The following is a 10,938-nucleotide window of genomic DNA, read 5'->3' on the forward strand; positions in this document are numbered from 1 at the left end:
TGACTCAGTCCGCCAGTGCTGCGGCCAGGGCCTGTTCCCAGCGCCGGTCACGCTGGCCGCAGACGACGAAAAACGGATTGAGCAGTGACTCGCCACGATTGCAGCGCAGTGGCATCAACGTCTCGGCATCCAGCACCTCGCCTCCTGCGGCCGTGACCACGGCCTGGGCCGCGGCGGTGTCCCACTCGCAGGTAGGGGCCAGGCGGGGATAGAGGTCCGCCTTGCCCTCCGCCACCAGGCACAGTTTCAGCGAGCTGCCCATGGACGTGCACTCGCTGGCGGGCAGGCCCTCACAGAAGGCCTCGAAGGCTTCAGCCCCATGGCGCCGGCTGCCAACCACCACCCAAGGCGCTACCGCGGGGTCCGGCAAGTCACGTACTCGAATAGGCTGGCGCACGGGCGCCTGGCCGCTGGGGGCCTGCTCGGTGCGCCAGGCACCGTGCTGGCGATCACCGAACCAGGTCACCCCCAGCACCGGCGCGTGCACCACCCCGAGCACCGGTACACCGTGCTCGATCAGCGCCACATTGAGGGTGAACTCGCCGTTGCGATTGACGAACTCCTTGGTCCCATCCAGCGGGTCCACCAGCCAGTAACAGTCCCAGCCCAGCCGCGTCTCGGTGGCGATCTCGCCGGATTCCTCGGACAGTACCGGCGTGCCGGGCGTCAGCTGTTCCAGCAGCGCCACCAGCGCGTGATGGGCGGCCAGGTCGGCCTCGGTCAGGGGACTGTTGTCATCCTTGTGCTCGACGTCGAAGTCACGCTGATAGATCTCGAGCACCAGGCGACCGGCGTCTTCGACACCCGCGACAAGGGCATCCTTGTGTTCACTGCTCAGACTTACGGGCACGGAAGGCTCCTCATGGGCCACCGCGACCAAGCGGCAGGCCAGCAATTCAGCGGGGAAGATCATCTTCCCCGAAGGTTCAGGCAACACAGCTTACCCTGGCCCATGCCGCGTTGCAGGCCCAGAGCCACTCAGCCGCCGATAGGTGAGCGGATGGGCACGGCTCAGAGGTTGGGATCACAAGCGGTCGCAACAAGATCTGACCATTAGTGATATCTCTTAATACAACCTGGCTTTAATAATCGGCTTAAGCAGATAGCTCAATAGCGATCGCTCACCTGTCTGAATATCGACTTCGGCCACCATACCGGGCCGAATGGCGAGGCGCTCGCCGTGGCGCTCCAGGTGGGCTTCATCGGTGCGCACCAGCACCTCGTAGTAGGACACCTTGCCGCGCGGCGTTTCCTCTTCGATCGTATCCTCGCTGATCTGCTCCACCGTGCCTTCCAGGTCGCCGTAAATGGTGTAGTCGTAGGCCGTGATCTTGACACTAGCCGGCATGCCCGGAGCCACAAACGCCACGTCCTCCGGCCGAATCCGTGCTTCGATCAATAGCTGGTCTTCCAGCGGTGTGATTTCCAGGATCGGCTCGCCAGGCTGTATGACCCCACCGGTGGTGGTGACCATGATGTCGTTCACCCGCCCGTGCACCGGCGACACGATCTCGGTGCGCTCGAGTTGGTCGCGACGCTGCAGCAATGTCTGCTCCAGCGTCGACAGCTCCGCCTGCTTGGTGGAAAGCTCAGCATAGGCATCCTGGACATAGCTATTGCGCATCTCGGCCAGCTTGCCGGCCAATGAGGCCACCGTCTGCTGCAGTTTCAGGACCTCCATCTCGCTGACGGAGCGTCGCTCGACCAGCGGTTCCAGCAGCCTCAACTGGCGCCTGGCGATGGCCATCTCGTCCTCGATGGAGGCCTCTGCCTGCAGCAGGCGATTGCGCCGGGCCTCGAACAGCGCGCGTTCGGAGCGCGCCAGCTCGCCCTGCTCATCGATATCGTCGGGAAAACGAATGCTCTCCTGCTCTAACACCTCTGCTTCCAGGCGCGCGATGGACGCCCCGAGGACCTCGACCTGACTCATCGTTTCCAGGTAGGCGCTACGAAAGCGCGTATCGTCCAGCCGCAGCAGAGGCTGCCCTGCGGCGACCCGCTCGCCCCGCTGCACCAACAGACGCTCGAGGATGCCACCCTCCAGGCTCTGTATCGTCTGCATGCGTGATAAGGGCACCACCTTACCGTCGCCACGGGTGACCTCGTCGATGGTGGCCCAGGACGCCCAGGCAATAAAGATCGCGATGGTGGCGACGCAGGCCCACAGAATTACGTGGGTACCCTGGGGCAGCGAGCTCCCCCCCTGCAGCTGCTCCAGCACCTGCCGCTGGCGTGATGTCGCACTGGCCATGTCACTGCTCTCCTGAGGCGCGGGCTGCGGTGGTCCTGACCTGATTGCCCGAGACTACCTTGTCGACGGGGCCATCCATGACCCGCCGGCCATCCTTGAGCACCACCGCCCGATGTGCCAGCGACAACAGCGACTTCTTGTGGGTCGAAATCACCACCGTCCGCCCCTCCAGCCAGCGCATAAGGAAGGCGATGACCCGCTGCTCGTTGGACTGGTCGTAGGCAGCCGTAGGCTCATCCATCAGCACGATACGCGGGTCCTGCAGGATCAGCCGGGCCAGGCCAACCGCCTGGCGCTGCCCCCCGGACAGGCTGGCATTGCCCTGAAGAGGCATATCCAGCCCCAGGGCGTGCCGGCGGACGAAGCGACCGAGGCCGACATGATCGAGCGTCTCCATCAGCTCCTCGTCGTGATAGGCGCCGCCATCCAGCATCAGGTTGTCGCGCAGGGTGCCGTGAAACAACGCGATGTCTTGGGGCACATAGCCGATGGCACGGCGACGATCCCCTGGCTCGATCTGGCTCAGGCTCACCTCGTCGAGCTGGACCGTCCCGTTCGCAGGATCCACCAACCCCGCCAACAGCCGCAGCAGGGTCGACTTACCCGCGCCATTGCCTCCCAGCAGGGCAATGCGCTCGCCCGCGGCGAGAGACAACGAGTCGAGCGCCAGGGCGGGCGGCGCATCCTGCTGATAGGCAAGCCCGACCTCGCGTAGTTCGTAACGCCCCTGGACCCGTTCCTTGCGCACAAACTGGCGTCCCACCGGGCGTTCTGTCGGGGCGTCCATCAAGCCGTCCAGGCCTTCCATGGCGACCTTGACGTGCTGCCAGCGCGCCAAAATACCGGCCACCTGGGCCATCGGCGCCACCACCCGTGAGGTCAGGATGGTACAGGCGATCAAGCCACCGACGGTCAGTTCGCCGGCAGAGATGACGTAAACACCGGCGATGACCACACCGACATACACTAGCTGCTGGACCATGGAAGCGCCGTAGGTCAGCTTGGATGACAGCCGCCGATGACGGGTGGAGGCATCGGCGAGCTCCCCTGACAGCCTGTCCCACAGCCGCAGGTGGCGGCCCTCGGCACGACTGGCTTTGACCGATTCAAGGTGGTCAACGGTCTCTAGCAGTACCCCCTGGCGCACCGCCCCTTCTCGCAGGTTCTGGCGCGAAAGCCGCGCCAGTTTGCGCTGGGCCAGCAGGCCGGGCAACACCATCATCACGATGCCAGCCACCGGCACCCACACCATGTCACCACCGATAAAGTAGATGACACCCAGAAACAGCACGACGAAAGGCAAGTCGCTGATCGCACCGATGGTGGAAGACGTCAGGAACTCGCGAACGCTCTCGAACTCTCGAATCTGGCTGGAAAAAGCTCCCACCGACCCCGGCTTTGCCGCCAGGCGCAGGTTCATCACCTGTGAAAAGAGCCGCGACGATAGCTGTTGATCAAGCTGCTTGCCGGTGTTGTCGAGCAGACTCGCCCGCAGTACCCGCAGGCCAAATTCGAGCAGGATCGCCAGAACGACACCGCTGGCCAGGATCCATAGGGTGGAGAACGCCTCATTGGGCACCACCCGGTCATACACCTGCATGGCAAACAGCGCCGTACCGATGGCCAGCAAGTTGGCCATCAAGGCCGCCACGCCAACCTCCACCCAGGTTCCCCAGCAGCGGCTCAGGGGGCCTTTCAGCCAGTGCTCCTGCGGCTCCTCGGCGAAGCCCCCGGCCCGATCATCCGGCTGAAGGTCCGGCCTGGCGACGATCGTCACGCCGGTGTGCCTGGCACAAAGCTCTCGGGGGCTCCAAATTTCGGTACCACCACCGCTTTCACTCAGCAGTACCTGGATCGCGCCCTCTTCACGGGCCACCACCGTCACCCAGCGCTCGTCGTCCAGCTCGATCAATACCGGCAGTAGGTCATTGGCCAGCCTGTCCAACGGAACGTCGAGGCAGCGTGCCTTCATCTGTACCCGCCTCAGCGCGCGCGGTACCTCGGACACGGGCAACCTCCCCTGCTCCAGCGGTAGGCCATCGCCGAGTTCGGCGGTGGTGCAATGCCGACCCCACTGCTCGCACAGCACGACTAGCCCTTCTCGTAATGCGTCTCCTGTCACGCCTTGTGACGACTCCATCGCTCAGCCTCCCTGCGCGATATCCTGTTCCTCGAGCCTCGGCACCACGGCGGCCAGCGTTCCCAACTGCGAAGCGGCCCGGTACTGCAGACGCAGTTGCTGGATCTCCACGTCGATACGCTGCCTGGCCGCCTCGAACCGCTCGCTCTCGATACTGAGCAGATCGGCGATGTCCCTGAGACCGACGCTGAATTGGTCTTCGTAGGTCGTCAGGACCTCGCCGGCCCGATCGATCTGTTCCTCGAGCCCTTCCAGACGCCACTGGGTCACCTGATACTGCTCCTTCAAGCCGGCGATGGTGCGCTGAAGATCGCGCCGTGCGGCCCGCAGCGAGAATTGCGAAGACTCCACCCGCTGCGCGGCAGCATCAGTCCTACGCCAGTTCGACAGCCCCTGGATGGGCGCCATCCGCACACGCAGGGCGATCACCTGATCCTCTTCCATCACCCCGCCGACCTCACGCCTGAGCAGCGATCCTTCGAGGTTGAGCTGGGGCATCAAGGCCGCCTCAGACTCTTCCAGCTCAGCCTTCGCCACAGACACGTCGGCCTCGCTCTGTTCGAGCACAGGGGCGTCCTCGATCGCAAGGTCCACCTGCGCCGGTGCAGCCAGGCTTGCCAGATAATCCTCGGGGTCGGGCATCTGGGTGGCCAGGATGTCCCGTTGCAGCAACACCCGCAGTTCCTGCTGGGCCTCACTAAGGCCACCCCGCTCCATCGCCAGTTGCTCACGGGCACGGGCGATGTCCAGACGGCTGCGCTCGCTTTCGCTGCGATCGCTGTAGCCACCAAGATCCCGCTGGTCGGTCATCGCCGCCAGCGCCTCGAGCCGGTCCAGATAGCCCTCCACCTCGACCACGCGGAGCTGGGCCGCCACCACGTCGAGGTAAAGCTCGATGATATCCAGCGCCACTTCGTCGCTGGTCACCTTGAGCGAGGCCAACCGATGGCGGTATTCGGCCGAGGCCGACGCCACCTGCGACGCAATACGTCCCCAGTCATACAGCACCTGGGTCGCCGTGACGTCGTAGCCGAGCTCTCCCATCAGCGAGTTCTCCGGACCCGCCGACACCTCCACCGAGGGCCAGTAGCTATCGCGCGCGATATCCACCTCGGTGGCGGCCACCCGGACGTCGGATTCCGCCGCCCGTACCTCGGGATTGACGGCCAGCCCCTGGACCACCGCTTCCGACAGGCTCAGCGCCTGGGCCTGAAGGGCGCAGACCATCAGCGCCCCGCCAGCGAGCCACGAACGGCGCTTTGGCCAGCGTGGTCGACCTGACCTTGCTTGCACTGCGCCAGGCGCTACCCCCACCCTCAATTGACCTCCACATTGACGGTGTCTTCCACCAGCAGCGTGGTACTGCCCAGGCTGTACTCGACATAGGTGGTATCACCGCTGGTCTGCTGGTTGCCAGTGGCCACGGCGCCGCTAGCACTGAGCGTATCGCCGTCATCGCCTTCCACCGTCAGCAGGTTGTCGTCATCGGTCAGGGCGATGGTCTCGTCCTCATCGAGGGTCAGGCGCGATGCCCCATCGTCATCACCCAGGTCGATACGCTCGATATTGCCGATCGTACCGACAGACGCATCAGTCAGATCGAGGTCGATGCCGCCATCGAGCAGCAGCACATCCTCCCCGCTACCTCCGTCGATGGCGGCAAAGCCCGTCCCGGAAAGACGAATCTCATCGTTGCCGGCGCCACCATTGAAGGTGTCGCTGCCCTGACCATCGATCAACAGGTCGTCGCCACCGCCACCGTTGAGGACGTCGTCGCCTGTTCCGCCTCTCAGCAGATCATTACCTCCCCCGGCGTCGATGGTGTCGTTACCGGCGTAGCCGTAGAAGCGTTCATTGCCGATGCCACCATCCAGGTCGTTATTGCCTCCATCGCCTTCTTCGATGTAGGTGCTGCCGCCGAACAGCTGGTCCAACGCTTCGATCTGCGCCAGGTTGACGACCAGCTCGCTGTCCTCGAGTCCTTCGGTGTCGGTGGCGCTGATGCGAAGCGCGTTCAACACACTGAGCTGCAGGTCAGTGCCAAGACCGAGCAGACCGCCGTCGCCATCGGTAAACTTCACGCTGCCCAGCAACTCATTGACCGCCAGATTGTCGATGGGACCGCCATCCAGTGCGGTGATGGTCAGCGAGGCCCGCGGCGCCACGAGCCCGAGGACGCCGCTGGAGCTCTCCGTCGAGATGCTCAGACCGAGCTCCTGAGCCATGGACTGGGACGCCGTCAGTTCGACCGAGTCGGTCAGATTGATATCGAGCAAGGGACGGAAGTCGATCGTGACCGACGCGAGATTGTTCTCGGCATCGGCAGCCACCAACGCCTGGCTGTTGAGATCGATGATGCCCAGCGCCGAGACATCCAGCAGCCCCAGCAGGCCGCTGTCGGCCTGCACGATCGGCGCGGTATTGTCCGGATCCGGGTCGCTGGGGACCGTCGGTTCGTCCAGTGTACCGGTCTCATCGACCGCCACACTGGTGGACGTGCTGTCGCCATCCCCGTCGGTCAGGGTCGCGTCGATCTCGGTGGACGACTTGAAGCCGCCGACCGCCGTCTCTCCCGCCTGGACGGTGGTGTCCACGGAGAGATGGCCACCCTCGAGAAGTTGCTGAATGATCTGCCAGTCGGACGCCGCATCTGCCCCCTGGCCGACCAGATCGACACCTTCGAGCAGGATGACCTGGTCCGTAGCACTGGCGTCGTAGCCACCCAGATAGCCACCGCTGGAGCTAATCTCGAGGCGGGTATCGCCATCCGCGGTGCGTACGAAGTGCAGGAAGCTGGTCAGGTTGCCAGGGTCGGTACCGATCCTGACCTCGTTCTGCAAAAGGCCCTGAAGGTCCAGAATATCGCCATCGCCGAGGGAGAAGTCAGTGATGGTATCGACGATCGGGCTACCGGCGGCCCCTGCGTTTCCGGCTTCAAAGCGGAATACATCGCGGCCTGTCCCACCCGTCAGGGTATCGGCACCGGTGCCGCCGATCAGCAGGTCATCGCCATCTCCCCCCGACAGGACATCGTCGCCGGCCCCACCCCGCAGGATGTCGTTGCCGGCGCCGGCGTTCAGGGTATCGTTGCCGCCGTAGCCATAGAGGCGATCGCTGTTGGCGGTGCCCGTGAGGGTATTGCCCGCATCGGGATCGGCCGATTCATCTTCTAACAGATAATCGGGAGCACTGTTACCATTGAGAAGATCCAGTTCGAGTATGTCGCCCCGAGACTCAGGGCCGACATCGTTACCCTCAACATCTATCGCGGAAATCGAGAGAGAGGAACCTAGACCAATTGAGGTCAAGCCTCCACTGTAGTAAATCGAACCCAAAAACTCGTTCCATTGCTGAGAACTCAGCCCTCCATCAGCTGCAGTTATCACAATCGATGCATTGTTATCCAAGACGCCCAAGCGATTCGAATTATCGACTGTAAGCCCAAACGACTGCGCCATTGATTCTGAGTATTCGAACCCAGGACTACCCAAAGAAACGGAAAGAAGCGACGTCAGTGCTACTGTAACACTTGCGATATCGTTGTCTGGATCATTGACGCTAAATGCTTGGCTTCCGCTAAAATTCACTAGGCCAAGAGCGTCTACACCCACGATACCCAGCAAACTCGCAGAATCACCCAACCCGACCGAAGGGGCCTGATCAGACATAAAGGCATCATTGGCGAGGCTGCCTTGTGTGAAGCGGTAGGTCCCGTCGGCAAGATTGACGTCAAAGGTCTCGCCTTTCACGGTGGTGACCGTCAATTGGCTGGACGTATCGTCGTATTGGTAGCCGGCGATCAGGTCGGACTGTCCCTGCTGTTCCACGCTACCGCTGTCCTGATCGTAGCGGAAAGTCACCCCATCGATCACGATGGAGCTGACCACACCACCATCGGCACCAAAGTCATCGACCAAAGTGCCTTCCACCGGCTGGGCCATCCCGCTGGTATCGATAAGTACAGGCGCCGCGGCGTCGGGCACGGCGTCGGTGAGCTGGATCTCCAGGCTGCCCTCAGCGCTGTTGCCGGCCGCATCCACTGTCGAGACCTGGAAGCCGAGCTCCTGAATGTCCGCACCAAGGGCCGGGTGATCCAGCGCCGCCAACTGGGTAAAGGTGTAAGCACCCGTTGCCCCGTTGATGACCAGCGTCGCGACGTCACCACCCGCCACTGTCGCCGTCATGATGTAGTTCTGTTGCTGGGCATCGTAGCTGCCCGCCCAGGTGACATCACTGCCACCGGCGGTAAGTCCCTCAGGGGCTGTGACCGCGATCTGCGCCAGATCCCCCCAGTCATTACCGGCCAGGTTGCCCGACACCGTGGCATTCACCGCTTCATTCAGTGCCTCGCTGCTATCGGCGATCAAGGCACCGGTAGTGTCCAGGGTCGCAGTATCGGTCACGGTCCCGCTATTACCGGCGGTATCCTCAAGCGTCATGGTAACCGTCAATTCGCCATCGGCAAGCGCACTGAGGTCGAGCCCCGTGACGCTCACAGTGCCATCGCCAGCCACGGTAATCGCGCTTTGGTCGACAGTGATATCGGTGGTATCACTATCTCCATCACTGATTACGATACTGGATAGAGTGCTGTCAGCATCAATCTGCCCGCTGAGGGAAATCGCCGTGGCTTCCGCAGCACTCATCAATTCATCATCGAAGGCAATCGAGTTGTTCGGACCACTAGGCGCGGCCGTATCCACGTTGAAGTCAACGCTGCTGGAGGCAGCGGAGCTATTACCGGCAGCGTCGGTAATCACCGCTGCGACGCTATAGTCGCCGTCTTCCAGAGCATTGCTCGGAATCACCAGCGTGGCGCTACCATTGGAGACGTCGTCCGCCGTCACGGTATACGTCACGTCGTCCGCGTTATCGATCTGCAGCGTAATGGTGTCACCGGCCTGGGTGCCGGCGGTCAGACCGACGCTGGCCTGAACCCCATCGGACAGCTCAGCAGCGTTGATGCCATCCGCGGCCTCAGCAATCGCCAGCGTCGGGGCGTCGGTACCGGCGTCGCCACCAGGACTAGTGGCATCCACAGTGAAGTCGACGCTGCTGGAAGCAGCGGAGCTATTGCCGGCAGCGTCGGTAATCACCGCAACGACGCTATAGTCGCCATCGGTTAGTGCATCGCTCGGGATCACCAACGTGGCGCTGTCATTGGAGACGTCGTCCGCCGTCACGGTGTAGGTCACGTCGTCCGCGTTATCGATCTGCAGGGTAATAGTGTCACCGGCCTGGGTGCCGGCGGTCAGACCGACGCTGGCCTGAACCCCATCGAACAGCTCAGCGGCGTTGACCGTGTCATCTGAAGCCTCGGCGATTGCCAGCGTCGGCGCGTCGGTGCCGGCCTCACCGCCAGGACTGGTGGCATCCACCGTGAAGTCGACACTGCTGGAGGCAGCAGAGCTATTACCGGCAGCGTCGGTAATCACCGCGGCGACGCTATAGTCACCATCGGTGAGTGCATCGCTCGGGATCACCACCGTGACGCTGCCATTGGAGACGTCGTCCGCCGTCACGGTATACGTCACGTCGTCCGCGTTGTCGATCTGCAGGGTTATGGTGTCACCGACCTGGGTGCCGGCGGTCAGACCGACGCTGGCCTGAACGCCGTCGGACAGCTCAGCGGCGTTGACGATGTTATCTGAAGCCTCGGCGATTGCCAGCGTCGGGGCATCGGTACCGGCGTCACCGCCAGGACTAGTAGTATCCACGCTCAGTTCAAAGGCTTCGCTTGGATCCGAGATATTATCGGCGGCATCAGTCGCAGTGACCGTCAGGCTATGGCTGCCCTCGGCCAGCGGGTCGGTCGGGGTGAAGGTCCAGGTGCCACTCCCGTTCGCTTCGACGGTCCCCAACTCGGTATCGCCATCAAATATCGCTACCGTACTGCCCGCCTCTGCGCTACCGGAAAGCGTCGGAGTGGTATCGTCGGTGCTGTCTCCGTTGGAAACCGGCCCGGTAACGTCGCCTTCACTATCCACGACGTCCGAAATGGTCGGTGCGGCCGGCGGCTGGGTGTCATTCAGAGAAGTATCCACAGTGGTCGTTGCCTGCGAACTGGTATTGCCCGCCGGGTCTGTCGCAGTCGCCGTGACCACGGTGTCGTTTGCCAGCGGAGCATCCGGGGCCACCGACCAGTCACCGGTCGTTTCGTCCGCCGTGGTCGTCAGATCCGGACTGCCGTCACCGTCGACGTCGAGTTCGATCGTGCTCCCGGGCTCGGCGGCCCCACTGATCACGGAGCCGTCGGTAGGGTTGATAACAGGCGCGTCTGGCGCGCTGATATCCACAATCAACTCGAAGGCGGGGCTTGGGGCAGAGACGTTGCCGGCAGGGTCGGTCGCTGTGATCATCAGGCTTTGGTTGCCCTCGGCCAGCGGATCGGGCGGGGTAAAGGTCCAGTTGCCGCTACCGTCCGCCTTGGTGGTGCCCAGAACGGTGCTGCCATCCAGGATCGTCACCGTACTGCCCGCCTCAGCGGTGCCGGACAGCGCTGGGGTAGTGTCATCGGTACTGTCACCGCTAGTCAGTGCTCCGGTGA

At 63.1% G+C, this 10,938-nt stretch carries 5 protein-coding genes; all 5 read right to left on the reverse strand.

All coding sequences use genetic code 11. The features are described 5' to 3' along the window. Positions 1-4: 4 nt before the first annotated feature. Entirely contained in the window at positions 5-850 is an 846-nt protein-coding gene (cysQ, locus tag KUV41_RS05545) for a 3'(2'),5'-bisphosphate nucleotidase CysQ (protein WP_315900552.1), read from the reverse strand. A 216-nt stretch (positions 851-1,066) separates the two neighbouring features. Next, positions 1,067-2,251, reverse strand: coding sequence for an HlyD family type I secretion periplasmic adaptor subunit (locus KUV41_RS05550; protein WP_206943652.1), 1,185 nt, complete (start codon positions 2,249-2,251; stop codon positions 1,067-1,069). 1 nt (position 2,252) lies between these two features. Further along, positions 2,253-4,391, reverse strand: coding sequence for a type I secretion system permease/ATPase (locus tag KUV41_RS05555; RefSeq protein WP_222484833.1), 2,139 nt, complete (start codon positions 4,389-4,391; stop codon positions 2,253-2,255). A gap of 3 nt (positions 4,392-4,394) precedes the next feature. Further along, complete coding sequence (locus KUV41_RS05560; protein WP_222484835.1) at positions 4,395-5,618, reverse strand: TolC family protein; 1,224 nt, start codon at positions 5,616-5,618, stop codon at positions 4,395-4,397. Positions 5,619-5,707: 89 nt separating this feature from the next. Next, on the reverse strand, positions 5,708-10,938 hold a 5,231-nt coding region (locus KUV41_RS05565), incomplete at its 5' end, for an Ig-like domain-containing protein (RefSeq protein ID WP_222484837.1).

Origin of the sequence: Halomonas sp. DP8Y7-1 (genome assembly GCF_019801685.1) — a bacterium.
GTDB lineage: Bacteria > Pseudomonadota > Gammaproteobacteria > Pseudomonadales > Halomonadaceae > Halomonas > Halomonas litopenaei_A.

Coding starts and splice junctions, on each gene's coding strand:
- KUV41_RS05550 (WP_206943652.1), bottom strand. CDS start 2,251: ATGGCCAGTGCGACATCACGCCAGCGGCAGGTGCTGGAGCAGCTGCAG.
- KUV41_RS05555 (WP_222484833.1), bottom strand. CDS start 4,391: ATGGAGTCGTCACAAGGCGTGACAGGAGACGCATTACGAGAAGGGCTA.
- KUV41_RS05560 (WP_222484835.1), bottom strand. CDS start 5,618: ATGGTCTGCGCCCTTCAGGCCCAGGCGCTGAGCCTGTCGGAAGCGGTG.